The sequence below is a fragment of the Arthrobacter sp. NPDC058288 genome (assembly GCF_042880995.1).
GTDB lineage: Bacteria > Actinomycetota > Actinomycetes > Actinomycetales > Micrococcaceae > Arthrobacter.
Map to the genome: position 1 here is coordinate 15647 of NZ_JBHVYH010000013.1, position 14807 is coordinate 30453.

A 14807-nucleotide genomic window follows, 5' to 3' on the forward strand; every position below is an offset into this window, starting at 1 on the left:
GGGCCGCTCAATAGCTGGCCGGGGTTTGGGGCGGCTTAACCACCGGCTCCGGAGGGATGTATTCGGCAGCGAGTGCCTCGGAGCCGCGGGCAAGGATGGCGACGTCGGCGCCCACCAGTACAAACGCGGCGCCGGCCGCCAGGTAGCTGCGGGCGGTGGCGGGGTTGAAAGCGTTCACGCCGGCCGGTTTGCCGGCCGCCTTGGCGGCAGCAATGCAATGTTCGACGGCGGCACGCACCTCGGGGTGTTCCTGCTGTCCCAGCACGCCCATGGAGGCGGCGAGGTCGGAGGGCCCCAGGAAGATGCCGTCCACGCCGTCGACCGCCAGGATGTTTTCCACTGCCGCGACGGCGGCTTCCGATTCGATCTGGACGGTGACACTGACGGTTTCGCTGGCGCGTGCGAGGTAGTCCGGGATGCGGTTCCAGCGCGAGGCGCGGGCCAGGGCTGAGCCCACCCCCCGGACGCCGTGCGGCGGGTAGCGGGTGGCACCCACCGCGGCTTCGGCCTCGGCGGCGGAGTTCACCATGGGGACCAGCAGGTTCTGGACGCCGAGGTCCAGGTACTGCTTGATCAGCACGGTGTCGTTGACCGGCGGCCGGACCATCGCCTGGACCGGGTAGCCGCGGACGGCCTGGAGCTGGGCCAGGATGGATTCGAGGCCGTTGGGGCTGTGCTCGGCGTCAATCAGCAGCCAGTCCAGCCCGGCCCCTGCGCACAACTCTGCAACCAGCGGGCTGCCGGAGCAGACCCACATGCCCGTCAGCGGGCGGTCCGATGCGGCAAGGGCGTCGCGGAACGTGGCGTCAGGGTCTACTCGAAGCGGCATGTGACGCTCCCCAGGGGTCCGTAGTCGGCGTGGACGGTGTCGCCCTTGTATACCCAGAGCGGGCGGGTGAAGGAGCCGGCCAGGATGATGTCCCCGGCCTTCATGCCGTCACCGTGGGCGGCGATCTTGTTGGCCAGCCAGTGCACTCCGTTGGCGGGGTGGTCCAGGACCCCCGCCGCCACGCCCGTTTCTTCAACGGTCTGGTTCTTGTAGAGGATGGCCGAGACCCAGCGGAGGTCCACGGCGTCGGGCTTCACCGGACGGCCGCCCACCACCATGGCGCCCATCGCGGCGTTGTCCGCGATGGTGTCCACGATGGTCCGGCCCTCCATTTCGATCCGGGAGTCCAGGATCTCGAGGGCCGGAACCACGTAGTCGGTGGCGTTCAGGACGTCGAAGATGGTGCAGCCGGGGCCTTTGAGCCCGTCTTTCAGGACGAACGCCAGCTCCACCTCCACCCGCGGATGCGTGTACCGGTCCCACTGCACCGAGCAGCCGGTTTCGAGGACCATGTCATCGAAAATGGCGCCGTAGTCCGGTTCGGTGATGCCGGTGGCGGCCTGCATCGCCTTGGATGTGAGCCCGATCTTGCGGCCCACGAGTTTCCGGCCGGCGTCCTCGTTGCGGTTCCGCCAGAGCTGCTGGACGGCGTAGGAGTCTTCCACCGTCATGTCCGGGTAGCGGGACGTCAGCCGCGGAACGGGCTTCCGGTTCCGGCCGGCTTCCAGCAGCTCGTCGGCGATGGCCTCGATCGTCTTGGCATCCAGCATGGCTAGACCTGGACCCCGAGCTTGAAGCCCGTCCGGTCGCCTTCGGGGGATCCGTCCTTGCGGGTGTAGGAGAAGCCGTCGGCACCCACGGTCACGGCCATCTCGCTCTTGTCCTCGCGTTCGATCACCGGCTGCGGGTTGCCGTCCAGGTCAAGGACGAGGGATGCTTCGGTGTACCAGGACGGGACCACGGGGTTGCCCCACCAGTCGCGGCGCTGGTTGTCGTGGACGTCCCAGGTGATGGTGGGGTTGTCCGGATCCCCGGTGTAGTAGTCCTGGGTGTAGATCTCGATGCGGTGGCCGTCCGGGTCCAGGATGTAGAGGTAGAAGGCGTTGGAGACGCCGTGCCGGCCGGGTCCGCGTTCGATCCGGTCGGAGATGCGCAGGGCGCCCATCTTGTCGCAGATCTGGATGATGTTGTGCTTCTCGTGGGTGGCGAACGCGACGTGGTGCATGCGCGGGCCGTTGCCGCCGGTCAGCGCAGTGTCGTGCACGGTCTGCTTGCGGTGCATCCACACCGCGTAGGAGACGCCGTCGGAGTCCTGGATGTCCTCGGAGACCCGGAAGCCGAGGTCCTCGAGGTACTTGCGGCCGCGGGGCACGTCCGGGGTGACCTGGTTGAAATGGTCCAGCCGGACCAGCTCGCCGGCGGAGTAGAGGTCGTAGCGCTGGGTGAGGCGCTCCACGTGCTCCACGTCGTAGAAGAATTCGTACGGGAAGCCGAGCGGATCCTCCACCCGCACGGAGTCGCCGATGCCCTTGGTGAAGCCCTCCTTGCGGCGTTCGGTGCGGCAGCCGAGCTCCTTGTAGTACGCCTCGGCGGCGTCCACCTCGGCGGGGGACTTCACCCGGTAGGCGAAGGCCGCGACGGCGGCGACGGGACCCTTGCGGAGCACCAGGTTGTGGTGGATGAACTCCTCGAGGGAGCGCAGGTAGATGTTGTTCTCGTCTTCCTCGGTGACATGCAGGCCCAGGAGGTCAACGTAGAACTCGCGGGATTTGGCGAGGTCCGTGACGACGATTTCCATGTACGCGCAGCGGACGATGTCAGGGGCCGGAACGGAGGGCTTGGGGATCACGTTGTGCTGTGAAACTTGGCTGTTCATGGTGTTCTCTCTTCGTTGAAAGGGGGCGGGTGGTCTTCGTGGGCCGGGACTAGGCGCCGAATTTGGGGGTGTGGACGGTGCCGAGGGTGATGTGCACGGCCTGCTGGTCGGTGTAGAAGTCGATGGAGCGGTAGCCGCCCTCGTGGCCCAGTCCGGAGGCCTTGACGCCGCCGAACGGGGTGCGGAGGTCGCGGACGTTGTGGCTGTTCAGCCAGACCATGCCGGCCTCGACGTTCTGGGAGAAGTTGTGCGCACGGGTGAGGTTCTGCGTCCAGATGTAGGCCGCCAGGCCGTACTTGGTGTTGTTCGCCAGGGCCAGGGCTTCGTCGTCGTTCTCGAACGGGGTGATGGCGACGACGGGGCCGAAGATTTCCTCCTGGAAGATCCGCGCGTCGGGGGCGACGTCGGCGAACACGGTGGGGGCGATGTAGTTGCCTTCCGGGAGGCCTTCGGGACGGCCGCCGCCAGCCAGCAGCCGGCCTTCGGACTTGCCGATCTCCACGTAGGAAGCCACCTTGGCGAAGTGCTCCGGGTGGACCAGGGCGCCCACCTGGGTCTTGGGGTCGTGCGGATCGCCGACGACGATATTCTTGGCGCGGGCGGCGTACTTTTCGCAGAACTCGTCGTAGATGGCGCGTTCGACGAGGATCCGGGAGCCCGCGGTGCAGCGCTCGCCGTTGAGGGAGAAGACGCCGAACAGGGCGGAGTCGATCGCGGCGTCGAGGTCTGCGTCGGCGAAAACGACGCAGGGGGACTTGCCGCCGAGCTCCATGGAGAGGCCCTTGAGGTTGGTCGCGGCGTTGCGGAAGATGGTCTGGCCGGTGGTGGTTTCGCCGGTGAAGGAGATCAGCGGGACATCCGGATGCTTGACCAGGGCGTCGCCGGCTTCCTCGCCGAGGCCGTTGACCAGGTTGAACACACCGTCGGGAAGGCCTGCATCCTTGAAGATCGTGGCCCACAGCGAAGCTGACAGCGGAGTGAATTCGGCCGGCTTGAGGACCACGGTGTTGCCGGTGGCCAGGGCCGGAGCGAGCTTCCAGGACTCGAGCATGAACGGAGTGTTCCAGGGGGTGATGAGGCCGGCGACGCCGATCGGTTTGCGGTTCACGTAGTTGATCTGCGAGCCGGGGACCTTCATGGCATCGTCGAACTGGGCCACGATCAGGTCCGCGAAGAAGCGGAAGTTCTCCGCCGCCCGGAGGGCCTGGCCTTTCGCCTGGGTGATGGGGAGGCCGGTGTCGAAGGTCTCGAGTTCGGCGAGGCGCTCCTCCTGGGCTTCGACGGCGTCGGCGATCTTGTTCAGGATGCGGGCGCGTTCGCGCGGCTTCATCTTCGGCCACGGGCCGTTCACGAAGGCTTCGCGGGCGGCGGCGACGGCCAGGTCGATGTCCTCTTTCTGCCCGGCGGCGGCGGTGGCGTAGTTGGTGTTGGAGACCGGGTCCAGGACGTCGAAGGTCTTGCCGCCCACGGAGTCAACGAATTCACCGTTGATGTAGTGCTGGATGTGGGTGGGAAGGTCCTGCGGGACGTAGTGGGTGGTTTCTGCGGCAGTGAACGTCATTGTTTTTCCTTACTGCTGTGCGGTCTGTTGTTGAGTGGAGGTGGCTTGCGCCAGATAGGCGTCCAGGGTGGCACTGCGGTGCAGGCGGGCCGCCTTTTCTATCTCGTCGGCCGTGGCGCCGGTTTCGATGAGCCGGAGCAGGGCCTCGTGTTCGTCCACGGAGTCGCGGGCACGGCCCGGGACGAAGCGGAATGTGGAGGACCGCAGCGACGCGAGCCGGTTCCAGCCCCGGTGGACGAGGTCCAGAATGTGCGGGTTGGGGCAGTGCTCGAACAGGACGCTGTGGAAGTCCTGGTTCAGCCGGGTGAAGCGGACGGGGTCGAAGTGCTCGAGGCATTCGCGCATTTCGTCGTTAACTGCCCGGGCCCGCGCCACGTCCGCCGACCCGATGAGCGGAGCCGAGAGCGCCGTGGCGGCACCTTCGACGATGCTCAGGGTCTGCATCGTATAGAGATACTCGGTGGGGTCGATGCCGGACACGGTGGCGCCGACGTTCCGCTCGAACGTGACCAGGCCTTCGGCTTCGAGCCGACGGATGGCTTCGCGGACCGGCACCACACTGACGCCGAGGTCCTCGGCGATTTTCGCCAGCACCAGCCGGTAGCCGGGGGAGTACGTCCCGTCCACGATCCGTGCCTTGACGGCGGCATAAGCCTGCTCGGACTTGCTTCGGGGGCCTGCAGCCGTGGCCGTCCCAGTCATTGGTTTTGTCCGTTTCCCGTTGCTTCCCATTCCTCGTACTTGAGGCGCCATTCCGCGTTCAGCGGGTAGAGGCCGTCCACGCTGTGGCCTTGCTGGACCATCTCGGCGATGAAGGCTTCCTCGCGTTCCTGGGCGATGGAATCCTCCGCGAGTTCTTCGGCGAGGGCCGGGGGGATCACCAGGATGCCGTCCGAGTCGGCAACGATGATGTCCCCGGGCTGCACGGTGGTGCCGCCGCAGGCGATGGTGATGTCGGTGTCCCAGGGGATGTGCCGGCGGCCCAGCACCGCCGGGTGCGGGTTGGAATAGTAGGTGGGCATGTCCATGGCGGCCACCGCGGAGAAATCCCGGACACCGCCGTCGGTGATGACGGCCGCGGCGCCGCGGACCTGGGCGCGGAGGGCCAGGATGTCGCCGATGGTGCCGGTTCCCTTCTCGCCGCGGGCCTCCATCACCAGGATCTCGCCCTCGTTCACGGAATCGATGGCCTTCTTCTGGGCGTTGAAGCCGCCGCCGTGGGTTTTGAAGAGGTCCTCGCGGTTGGGCACGTAGCGCAGGGTCCGGGCCAGGCCCACGATCCGCTTCTCCGGGCGGGTGGAGGTGAGGCCGTCGATGCTGACGTTGTTCAGGCCGCGCTTGCGCAGTTGGGAGGACAGAGTGGCGGTGCAGACACTTTCCAGCTTGGCCTTCAGTGCGGCGGTCAGCACAGGGGCCGGCGACTCCGGCACCTGGGCCGGGAGCCCGGCGGCTTCCCGCGAACCGTACGCTTCCTCCCGCTGGAGATCATCGGTCCTGGGCCGGGCACCGAAGTCCGCGAACGGCGTCGTGCCTTCCTCCACGCGGGTGACCAGCCGGCCGGTGGACAGGCCGCCGTCGGCAGCGTCCGCCGTCGTACTGGCGCTGACTTCAACGGTGCTGACTTCAACCTCGACGACGTCTCCCGGCTTGGCGACCGACGCTCCGGCGGGCGTGCCGGTCAGGATGATGTCGCCCTCCTCCAGGGTGAGCAGCTGGGAAAGGTCCGCGACGAGCCGGGCGAACGGGAAAAGGAGGTCCCCGGTTGTGTCGTCCTGGACCAGTTCGCCGTTATGCCAGGTGCGGATGCGGAGTTTGGCGGGGTCCACGGCGTCGGCCGCGATCAGCCCCGGGCCCACGGGAGTGAAGCCGTCGCCGCCCTTGGAGCGGAGGTTGGAGCCCTTGTCCGCGTAGCGCAGGTCGTAGACGCCGAGGTCGTTGCTGGCGGTGACCCACTCGACATGGCTCCAGGCGTCCTCGATGCCCACACGGCGGGCCGGCTTGCCGATGATCAGGGCGATCTCGCCTTCGTAGCCGAGGAGTTCACATCCGGCCGGGCGTTCCACCGTTGACGGGGCTTCTGCAGAGCCGGTTGCCAGCGAGGAGGATGGCTTCAGGAAGTAGGAGGGCTGCTCCGGAGTGCGGCCGCGCTGGGCTGCCCGGCTGGGGTAGTTGATATGCACCGCGATGACCTTGCGGGCCGCGGCCAGGATGTGGTCGGTGACCTGTTCCAAGAGTTACTCCTCATCGAGTACGAAATCGTATACGATAACTATTGCCCAGGAGGCGAGGAACGTCAACCCTTATGTTTTAGGGAGTTTTCCGGGCTGCTTGTAACGCAGCTCATACCTGCGTACAGTTTTGCATGAGCATTAGATTTCTATTATCGAACACTTAGTTCTAATATCGAATACCTTCGACGGCGATACGCCGCCACACAATGAAGTGAGGACCCCCGTGCAATTCCATCATCACGGTTACGTATCCGGCGACCCGCGAGTCCAGCCGGCAGCAGGCGCAGGCATCAATCGGCCCACTGAGCTTCCTGACGAGGTGGACGTCCTGATTGTCGGCACCGGCCCTGCCGGAATGCTGGCCGCCGCCCAGTTGTCACAGTTCCCGGGGGTTACCACCCGCATCGTAGAGCGCCGTGCCGGCAGGCTGCCCATCGGCCAGGCGGACGGCATCCAGGCCAGGAGCGTGGAGACCTTCCAGGCCTTCGGCTTCGCCGAGCGGATCATCGCCGAGGCCTACCGCATCACCGAAATGGCGTTCTGGAAGCCGGACCCGGCGGACCACTCGCGCATCGTTCGGGGAGCCCGCGCGGTGGACGACGAGATGGGGATCAGTGAGTTCCCGCACCTCATCGTTAACCAGGCCCGCGTACTGGACTACTTCGCGGAATTCATGGCGAACTCGCCCACCCGCATGGCGCCCGATTATGGTTTTGAGTTCCGGAGCCTGGAAGTCACCCGTGAGGGGGAGTACCCGGTCACCGTGACCCTGCTGCACACGGCCGGCCCCGACCAAGGCAAGGAAAAGGTTGTCCGGGCCAAGTATGTGATTGGTGCAGACGGCGCGCGCAGCAAGGTGCGGGATGCGATCGGCTGCACCCTCTCCGGTGACGCCGCCAACCACGCCTGGGGCGTGATGGACGTCCTTGCCGTGACGGACTTCCCGGACATCCGCACCAAGTGCGCAATCCAGTCCGGATCGGGCGGCAGCATCCTGCACATTCCCCGCGAGGGCGGCTTCCTCTTCCGCATGTATGTTGACCTCGGTGAGGTGGACCCGAACGATAAGGGCGCCGTGCGCAACACCTCGATCGAGGAGATCATCCGCAAGGCGAATGAGATCCTCCACCCCTACACACTCGACGTCCGCGACGTCGCCTGGCACAGCGTGTACGAGGTGGGCCACCGCCTCACCGACCGGTTCGACGACGTCCTCCCGGACCAGCGGGGCACCCGGACACCCCGCGTGTTCATCACCGGAGATGCCTGCCACACGCACAGCGCCAAGGCCGGCCAGGGTATGAACGTTTCCATGCAGGACGGATTTAACCTCGCGTGGAAACTCGGCCACGTCCTCGAGGGCCGCAGCCCGGAAAGCCTGCTGACCACCTACTCGGACGAACGGCAGGTCATCGCCAAGAACCTCATCGACTTCGACAAAGAGTGGTCCACGATGATGGCGAAGAAGCCCGAGGAGTTCGAGAGCCCGTCGGAGCTCGAGGACTTCTACGTCAGCACCGCCGAGTTCCCGGCCGGCTTCATGACCCAGTACGCCCCGTCGATGCTCACCGGCACCGCCGAACACCAGGACCTGGCCGCCGGCTTCCCCATCGGCAAGCGCTTCAAGTCCGCGCCGGTCGTGCGGGTCTGCGATACCAACCCCCTGCAGCTCGGGCACCACGCCACAGCGGACGGACGGTGGCGCATCTACGTCTTCGCCGACGCCGCAGCTCCGGCAACGGGACAGGAGGGTGCCCCCTCGGCGGTGGCCGACTTCGCCGAGTGGATCGCGACGGCGTCGGACTCGCCGCTGGCCGCCACGCCGTCGGGCGCCGACCTCGACGCATGGTTCGACGTGAAGGTGATCTACCAGCAGCCCCACATGGACATCGATATCAACGCAGTTCCGGCGGTGTTCAAGCCGCAGGTTGGCCCGTTCCAGCTGACGGATTACGAGAAGGTGTACGCTACCGATCCGAAGGCTGACATCTTCGAGTTGCGCGGCCTCGACCGCGGCGGCGTGGTCGTGGTGGTGCGCCCGGACCAGTACGTGGCCAACGTCCTGCCCCTGGCTGCGACGGCGGAACTCGGCGCGTTCTTCGCACCCCTCCTGGCGACCGGACGGGCCGCGGCAGTCTAGCCCCGGGCCTGTTGCCCCGCACATGGGAGTTTTTGTCCAGATAATGGGTCCAAAAGGCTGCCGAAGTCCCGTTATCTGGACAAAAACTCCATCCGCGCAGGACCGAAGCCCGGGCCTCAGCCGGCGACGGCCTGCCCGGTCCGGTAGTCGGCGGCGGCGTAGACGCCCAGGATGCGCACTTCCGTGGTGAAGAAGTCCAGTTCCTCGAGGGCCAGCCGGACGGGCAGGTCCTCGGGGTGGCCTTCGACGTCGGCCATGAACATGGTGGCAGCAAACTCGTTGCCCACCATGTAGCTTTCCAGCCGGGTCATGTTCACGCCGTTCGTGGCGAACCCGCCGAGGGCCTTGAAGAGCGCTGAGGGCACGTTGCGGACCCGGAACAGGAAGCTGGTCACGGCCGGTCCCGGCAACGCCTCCCGGGTGGGCAGTTCCTTTTCCGGCGCCAGGACCACGAACCGGGTGGTGTTGGAGGGGTCGTCCTCCACCCGCGAGGCGAGCACCTCCAGGCCGTAGATCTCGGCCGCGAGCGGGGGAGCGAGGGACAGCTTGGCAGGATCGTTCCACTCGCTCACCTCCCGGGCGGAGCCTGCGGTGTCCCCGGCAATGACAGGCTTCAGGCCGGCGCTCCGGATGAGGCGCCGGCACTGGCCCAGGGCGTGGATGTGGCTGTGGACCTCGGTGGCGCCTTCGATGGTGCTGCCGGGGATGCCCAGCAGGTCGAAGTGGATGGGCAGGAAGAACTCGCCCACGATCTGGAGGCGGGACTGGGGGAGCAGGACGTGGATGTCCGCCACCCGGCCCGCTATCGAGTTCTCTATCGGAATCATGGCCAGGTCGGCTTCACCGCCGGATACCAGCTCGAAGGCGTCCTCGAAGCTGGCGCACGGGATGCTTTCCAGCTCCGGGAACATCTGGGCGCACGCAATATTGGAATTAGCGCCGGGTTCACCTTGGTACGCAATTTTCTGGGTCACGAACCGTATGGTTTCACGCCCTGGCGGCTCCCACCCAACTGGCTCGCATTTAACGTCGCCATTCGCGCGTTTGACGACATTAACTGCCAGTCAGTTGGGTAAGACGGGAATGCTGGTGCCTCCGTCAGAGCGCCAGCCGCATCGACACCTGGTACCGGTCCGAGCGGTACGTCGAGATGGAGTACTCGATGGGCGTGCCCGGGTCTTCCTGGCCGGTGAACGAGCGGCGCCTGAAAAGGAGGACGGGGGCGCCCGGCTCGATGTCCAGCAGGGCCGCGGTCTCCTCCGGGGCGGCGGCCGCCTCGACGGTCTGTTCGACATGCTGCACCGGATGCCCGGAAGCAGCGAGGACGCGGTAGAGCGAGCCCGTCAGGTCCTCGGAGAGCAGGTCGGGCAGGAGCAGGGGCGGCAGCCAGGATTCGTCCACGCTGACGGGTGCCCCGTTTGCGAGGCGCAGCCTGCGGACCTGGTAGGCCGCCTGCCCCGGTGGCAGCCCCAGGTGCTCGGACGCCGCGGCGGGCGGCTCCGCCGTCGCGGCCGTGATGACCCGGGTGCTGGGTTCGAAGCCGGCAGCGCGCATGTCCTCATTGAAGGAGGCCAGGTGCAGGGTTGAACGAACCAGCCCGTGCGACACAAAGGTCCCTTTACCCTTAATCCGTACCAGCGCCCCGTCCTGGACGAGGTCCGAGATCGCCCGCCGCACCGTAATGCGCGAAACCCCGAACTGCTCCTCCAGTTGGCGTTCCCCCAGCAATGCGTCCCCCGGCCGCAAGCTGGTGGCCACGAGGTCCTGGAGCTGCCTGCGCACCCAGACGTGTTTGAGTTCCCCCGCCGTATCCATAGCTCTATTGTCCGGGCAGGTTGAACAGGTGTCCGCCCGCTTCCACGCGCCCGCCGGAGGCCGGCAGTTCAACGGCGTCCGGTTTGCTGTCCAGAATCACCACGGGGCTGCACATGCTGAGGTTCTTGGAGCGGACAAACGTGACATCAACGCTGATCATCGGGTCTCCGGCCCGGACCTGGTCCCCCTTCTGGGCCAGCACGCTGAAGCCTTCGCCCTTAAGGCCCACCGTATCGATGCCGACGTGGACCAGTACTGCCGGTCCGGACGCGTGCTGGACGATATAAGCGTGCGGCATGACCTTGATGACCCGGCCGTCCAGGGGAGCGACGGCGGTGAGCACACCGGCGTCGTCGTCCGGGATGACCGCGGCGCCTCCGCCCACGAGTCCCTTGGCGAACACGGGGTCCGGCACTTCGCTCAGCGGGATGAGCCGGCCGGGCAGGGGCGAAGCCACGCTGATGGCGTCGGCCGGCGCCGTACCCGTATCCGCCGTGCCCATATCCGCGGTGCTCATGTCAGCCGTGCTCACATCAGATCCTGGATGTCTTCTGCCAGGCTCTCCGCTTCGGGGCCCACTACCACCTGCACCACCGAGCCGGCCATCATGACGCCGTGGGCGCCGGCGGCCTTGAGGGCCGCTTCGTCCACCTTTCCGGCGTCCACCACTTCGGTGCGCAGGCGGGTGATGCACCCTTCGATCTCTTCGACGTTGTCGGCGCCGCCCAGGGCGGCGAGGATGATTTCTGCTTTGGACATGTCCACTCCTGTTGGTCGTTTTCGCGGTGAGTCCGGCCGGCCCTGAAGCTTTTTTCCTGCCTGAGGTTGACAACTAAGCCCGGTGCACTTCACAGTGATGATTGTCACTGGTTATAACCAGTTAGCAAAACTCTACTGAATCCCGCATCCCCGCACAAGCACCCCTTTTCGAAACGAGGAACCTCATGTCCACGGAAAATCCGTCCGCTTCAGCCGGGGCCGGCCCGCTGGCCCCACCGGCCCCGGGCAAGGCCAAGGGCAGCGGTAAGGCGTTGCAGAACATGCAGCGCTTCGGCCGCAGCCTCATGCTCCCCATCGCCGCCCTTCCCGCGGCCGCGCTCCTCCTGCGCCTGGGCCAGGACGACCTGCTGGGCAGGTTCGAATCCCTGACCACCGTTGCCCAGGTGATCGGCGCGGCCGGCGGGGCCCTGTTCGAGAACCTCCCGCTGCTCTTCGCCGTCGGCATATCCTTCGGCTTCGCCAAGAAGGGCGACGGTTCCACGGCGCTGGCCGCCGTCGTCGGCTTCCTGGTCCTGACCAACGTCTTCAAAGTCATGGCACCCATGGTGCTGGGCGCCGCCCCGGAGGGCGGCAAGGATCCCGTCATCAACTACGGGGTGCTGGCCGGCATCGTGATGGGCCTGACCACGGCCTGGCTGTGGCAGAAGTTCCACCGGACCACCCTGCCGGACTGGCTCGGGTTCTTCGCCGGGCGGAGGCTGGTGCCGATCCTGACTTCGTTCGCGGCCATCGTGATCGGCGTGGTCATGGCGCTCCTCTACCCCTTCTTCAACACGGGCCTGACCGCCGTGGGCAACGCTGTTGCGGACAACACGGTGGTGGGCAGCGGCATCTACGGCACGCTCAACCGGCTGCTCATCCCGCTGGGCCTGCACCACATCCTGAACTCGATTGTCTGGTTCATCATCGGCGACTACAACGGCGCCCACGGCGACCTCAACCGCTTCTTCGCCGGAGACCCTTCCGCCGGTGTGTTCATGACCGGGTTCTTCCCCATCATGATGTTCGCCCTGCCGGCGGCCGCCCTCGCCATCTGGCACGAAGCCAAGCCCTCGCAGAAGAAGATCGTGGGCGGCGTCATGCTCTCCACCGGCCTCACCGCCTTCCTCACCGGCATCACCGAACCGCTGGAATTCTCCTTCATGTTCGTGGCCTGGCCGCTCTACCTCGTCCACGCCGTCCTGACCGGAACCTCCATGATGCTGGTCAACTTCCTGGGCATCCACCACGGGTTCGGGTTCTCGGCCGGGGCCATCGACTACCTGCTCAACTTCGGCATCGCGCAGAATCCGCTCTGGCTGGTCCCCATCGGGCTGGGCTACGCGGCCGTGTACTACGTGGTGTTCCGCTTCGTGATCCGGCGCTGGAACCTGCGCACCATGGGGCGCGAAGACGAAACCGACGAGAACGGTTCGATGGCCAAAGCCGATGCAAGCTGAACCCGGCCTGCGGGGGCTGACTCACCCCGGGGCGGGAGGCGGCGACGGCGGCGGCCTGGGACTGCGGGGGCGCCTCGTCACCGGCCGTCAAGGGGACGGAGTGATCGACGACGGCACGGTGGTGATCGGCGGGGGACGCATCGTGTGGTGCGGCCCGACGGCGGAGCTGCCCGCCGGCGTCGACGTCGAAACAACACAGGTTCCCCTCATCCTGCCCGGACTCGTGGACGTGCACTGCCACGGCTCAGTGGGGCACACCTTCTCCGCGGATGCGGACGGCGCCCGCCGGGCGGCAGGTTTTCATGCCGGGCAGGGTACGACGTCGGTGCTCGCCTCGCTCGTTTCGGCGCCGTCCGGTGTGCTGCTTGAGCAGATCGTGGTGTTGCGGGAGCTGGTGCAGGACGGCACGCTGGCCGGACTGCACCTGGAAGGGCCGTTCATCGCCAGGAGCATGTGCGGAGCGCAGGACCCCGCGGCCATCATCGACGGTGACCCGGCGCTCCTGCGGCAGTGGCTCGAGGCGGGGCGGGGAACGGTGCGTTCGATCACGCTTGCGCCCGAAACGCCGCACTTTGCCGAACTGGTGGCCCTGTGCCGGGAGTACCGGGTGGTCCCGTCCCTTGGCCACACCGATGCCACGGCGGCCCGGACGCGGGAAGCGCTCGGGGGAGGGGACGGTGCCGGCGTGCCCGACGCCGGCCCCTGGTCCGCCACCCACCTGTTCAACCGGATGCCGGCGCTGGGCCACCGGGCGCCGGGGCCCATTCCGGTCCTGCTGCAGGAAGCCCGGCAGTCACCGGACCGGATGGTCGTGGAGCTGGTAGCCGACGGGGTGCACCTGGATCCGGAGATTGTCCGCATGGTCTTCAACCTGGTGGGACCGGGCTCGATAGCACTGATTACGGATGCCATGGCGGCGGCCGGAATGTCCGATGGCCACTACACGCTGGGCAGCCTGGACGTGCTGGTCCAGGACCGGGTGGCGCGGCTGGTTCCCGCGGCGGATGATGCCCGTCCCGGGGCGATTGCCGGGGCGACCAGCCTGCTGCTGGAAAACGTCCGCCGCTGCGTCGGGTGGGGCGTGCCGCTGGCCGACGCCGTCGCCGCGGCGTCGGCCACTCCTGCCCGACTGATGGGCCTGGACCAGCCAGGCGCCGCGCAGGTCGGATCCATCATTGCCGGGTACCGCGCCGACGTATTGGCCACCACCGAAGAACTCGAACTGCTGCAGGCCTACCGGGCCGGCGCACCACTAACGGAGGAAAGGAAAACGAGTGCAGATCATTCTGTGTGAGTCCACGGAGCATGTAGGAAGCAGGGCCGCCGACATCATCGACGCCAGGGTCCGGCAGGGCCCGGCCGTCCTGGGGCTGGCGACGGGAGGTTCGCCGAAATCCACGTACCAGGAACTCATCCGGCGGCACCGCGAGGAACAGCTGAGCTTCAGCCGGGTCACCGCGTTCACCCTGGATGAATACGCCGGGCTGCCGCCGGAGCACGAACAGAGCTACCACTCCACCATCCGGCGCGAATTCACCGACCACGTGGACCTGCCGCCGGAACAGCTCATCACCCCGCAGGGGACTGCGCCGGACCTCGTCGCCGAAGCCGAGCGCTACGACGCCGCCATCTCGGCCGCCGGCGGTGTGGACATCCAGATCCTCGGCATCGGAGCCAACGGCCACATCGGGTTCAACGAGCCCACCTCGTCGCTGGCCTCCCGCACCAGGGTGAAGACCCTGGCCGGAGCCACCCGTGCCGACAACGCCCGGTTCTTCCCGGACGGAGACGTTCCCCGGCTGTGCCTGACCCAGGGGCTGGGGACCATCCGCGAGGCCAGGCTGGCGGTCCTGGTGGCCATGGGGGAGAACAAAGCCGGGGCGGTCCAGGCCATGGTGGAAGGGCCGGTCAGCGCACACTGCCCGGCCTCGGTGCTGCAAATGCACCGCCGGGCGGTTGTCATCCTGGACCCCGCGGCCGCGTCCCGCCTGAGCCTGCTGGACTACTACCGCGACGCCCAGGAGTTCAACGACCAACTGGGCCAGACGCCCACCCGGCCGTGGCTGCAGCAGCCGGCAGTCTAGGAGTTTTTGTCCAGGTAGCGGGCGCAAAACGGGGCTCAAGTCCCTCTAAGTG

At 66.9% G+C, this 14807-nt stretch carries 14 protein-coding genes; 4 read left to right on the forward strand and 10 right to left on the reverse strand.

Annotated features, from left to right (window positions below; genetic code table 11):
* Positions 1–7: 7 nt before the first annotated feature.
* Genes ACFVWT_RS21955 through ACFVWT_RS21980 form a run of 6 tightly spaced genes read right to left on the reverse strand, consistent with a single transcriptional unit; the run spans position 8 to position 6497 of the window.
* Positions 8–829, reverse strand: coding sequence for an HpcH/HpaI aldolase/citrate lyase family protein (locus ACFVWT_RS21955; protein ID WP_390251662.1), 822 nt, complete (start codon positions 827–829; stop codon positions 8–10).
* Entirely contained in the window at positions 814–1599 is a 786-nt protein-coding gene (hpaH, locus tag ACFVWT_RS21960; protein ID WP_390251665.1) for a 2-oxo-hept-4-ene-1,7-dioate hydratase, read from the reverse strand. Before hpaH ends, ACFVWT_RS21955 begins: the two co-directional genes overlap by 16 nt.
* 2 nt (positions 1600–1601) lie before the next feature.
* Entirely contained in the window at positions 1602–2705 is a 1104-nt protein-coding gene (gene hpaD / locus ACFVWT_RS21965) for a 3,4-dihydroxyphenylacetate 2,3-dioxygenase (protein WP_390251667.1), read from the reverse strand.
* Between the two features lie 49 nt (positions 2706–2754).
* Entirely contained in the window at positions 2755–4266 is a 1512-nt protein-coding gene (gene hpaE / locus ACFVWT_RS21970; protein WP_390251669.1) for a 5-carboxymethyl-2-hydroxymuconate semialdehyde dehydrogenase, read from the reverse strand.
* Positions 4267–4275: 9 nt separating this feature from the next.
* Entirely contained in the window at positions 4276–4968 is a 693-nt protein-coding gene (locus tag ACFVWT_RS21975) for a GntR family transcriptional regulator (protein ID WP_390251672.1), read from the reverse strand.
* Positions 4965–6497, reverse strand: coding sequence for a fumarylacetoacetate hydrolase family protein (locus ACFVWT_RS21980; protein WP_390251674.1), 1533 nt, complete (start codon positions 6495–6497; stop codon positions 4965–4967). The genes ACFVWT_RS21975 and ACFVWT_RS21980 overlap by 4 nt, the downstream gene beginning before the upstream one ends.
* Positions 6498–6720: 223 nt before the next feature.
* Between ACFVWT_RS21980 and ACFVWT_RS21985 the strand changes: the two genes are divergently transcribed.
* Positions 6721–8637 carry an FAD-binding monooxygenase gene (locus ACFVWT_RS21985; RefSeq protein ID WP_390251676.1) on the forward strand — a complete coding sequence of 639 codons (1917 nt, stop codon included), beginning with the start codon at positions 6721–6723 and terminating at the stop codon, positions 8635–8637.
* A gap of 116 nt (positions 8638–8753) precedes the next feature.
* Here the strand turns inward: ACFVWT_RS21985 and ACFVWT_RS21990 are convergent, their stop codons facing one another.
* The 4 genes from ACFVWT_RS21990 to ACFVWT_RS22005 form a co-directional block, all read right to left on the reverse strand.
* On the reverse strand, positions 8754–9611 hold the full coding sequence (locus ACFVWT_RS21990) for a prephenate dehydratase (RefSeq protein WP_390251678.1): 858 nt from the start codon (positions 9609–9611) through the stop codon (positions 8754–8756).
* Positions 9612–9735: 124 nt separating this feature from the next.
* The gene (locus ACFVWT_RS21995) at positions 9736–10452 is read right to left on the reverse strand and encodes a GntR family transcriptional regulator (RefSeq protein ID WP_390251680.1); all 717 of its coding nucleotides are present in this window, start codon (positions 10450–10452) and stop codon (positions 9736–9738) included.
* 4 nt (positions 10453–10456) lie between these two features.
* Entirely contained in the window at positions 10457–10984 is a 528-nt protein-coding gene (locus tag ACFVWT_RS22000) for a PTS glucose transporter subunit IIA (RefSeq protein WP_390251682.1), read from the reverse strand.
* Positions 10981–11211: a glucose PTS transporter subunit EIIB gene (locus tag ACFVWT_RS22005; RefSeq protein WP_011693340.1), complete on the reverse strand. Its 231-nt coding sequence runs from the start codon at positions 11209–11211 to the stop codon at positions 10981–10983. Before ACFVWT_RS22005 ends, ACFVWT_RS22000 begins: the two co-directional genes overlap by 4 nt.
* Before the next feature lie 185 nt (positions 11212–11396).
* Here ACFVWT_RS22005 and ACFVWT_RS22010 point away from each other — a divergent pair, with 185 nt between their 5' ends.
* Genes ACFVWT_RS22010 through nagB form a run of 3 tightly spaced genes read left to right on the forward strand, consistent with a single transcriptional unit; the run spans position 11397 to position 14755 of the window.
* Positions 11397–12671 carry a PTS transporter subunit EIIC gene (locus tag ACFVWT_RS22010; protein WP_390251684.1) on the forward strand — a complete coding sequence of 425 codons (1275 nt, stop codon included), beginning with the start codon at positions 11397–11399 and terminating at the stop codon, positions 12669–12671.
* Entirely contained in the window at positions 12661–13965 is a 1305-nt protein-coding gene (locus ACFVWT_RS22015; protein WP_390251686.1) for an N-acetylglucosamine-6-phosphate deacetylase, read from the forward strand. The genes ACFVWT_RS22010 and ACFVWT_RS22015 overlap by 11 nt, the downstream gene beginning before the upstream one ends.
* Positions 13946–14755 (forward strand): glucosamine-6-phosphate deaminase, encoded by an 810-nt coding sequence (gene nagB / locus ACFVWT_RS22020; RefSeq protein WP_390251688.1) that lies wholly within the window; start codon positions 13946–13948, stop codon positions 14753–14755. Before ACFVWT_RS22015 ends, nagB begins: the two co-directional genes overlap by 20 nt.
* Positions 14756–14807 lie beyond the last annotated feature (52 nt).

What these genes read in the sequence shown, in the direction of transcription:
- ACFVWT_RS22005 (WP_011693340.1), bottom strand. Translation starts at nt 11,211, where the DNA reads ATGTCCAAAGCAGAAATCATCCTCGCCGCCCTGGGCGGCGCCGACAAC.
- ACFVWT_RS21975 (WP_390251672.1), bottom strand. Translation starts at nt 4,968, where the DNA reads ATGACTGGGACGGCCACGGCTGCAGGCCCCCGAAGCAAGTCCGAGCAG.
- hpaD (WP_390251667.1), bottom strand. Translation starts at nt 2,705, where the DNA reads ATGAACAGCCAAGTTTCACAGCACAACGTGATCCCCAAGCCCTCCGTT.
- hpaH (WP_390251665.1), bottom strand. Translation starts at nt 1,599, where the DNA reads ATGCTGGATGCCAAGACGATCGAGGCCATCGCCGACGAGCTGCTGGAA.
- ACFVWT_RS21955 (WP_390251662.1), bottom strand. Translation starts at nt 829, where the DNA reads ATGCCGCTTCGAGTAGACCCTGACGCCACGTTCCGCGACGCCCTTGCC.
- ACFVWT_RS22015 (WP_390251686.1), top strand. Translation starts at nt 12,661, where the DNA reads ATGCAAGCTGAACCCGGCCTGCGGGGGCTGACTCACCCCGGGGCGGGA.
- hpaE (WP_390251669.1), bottom strand. Translation starts at nt 4,266, where the DNA reads ATGACGTTCACTGCCGCAGAAACCACCCACTACGTCCCGCAGGACCTT.
- ACFVWT_RS21995 (WP_390251680.1), bottom strand. Translation starts at nt 10,452, where the DNA reads ATGGATACGGCGGGGGAACTCAAACACGTCTGGGTGCGCAGGCAGCTC.
- ACFVWT_RS22010 (WP_390251684.1), top strand. Translation starts at nt 11,397, where the DNA reads ATGTCCACGGAAAATCCGTCCGCTTCAGCCGGGGCCGGCCCGCTGGCC.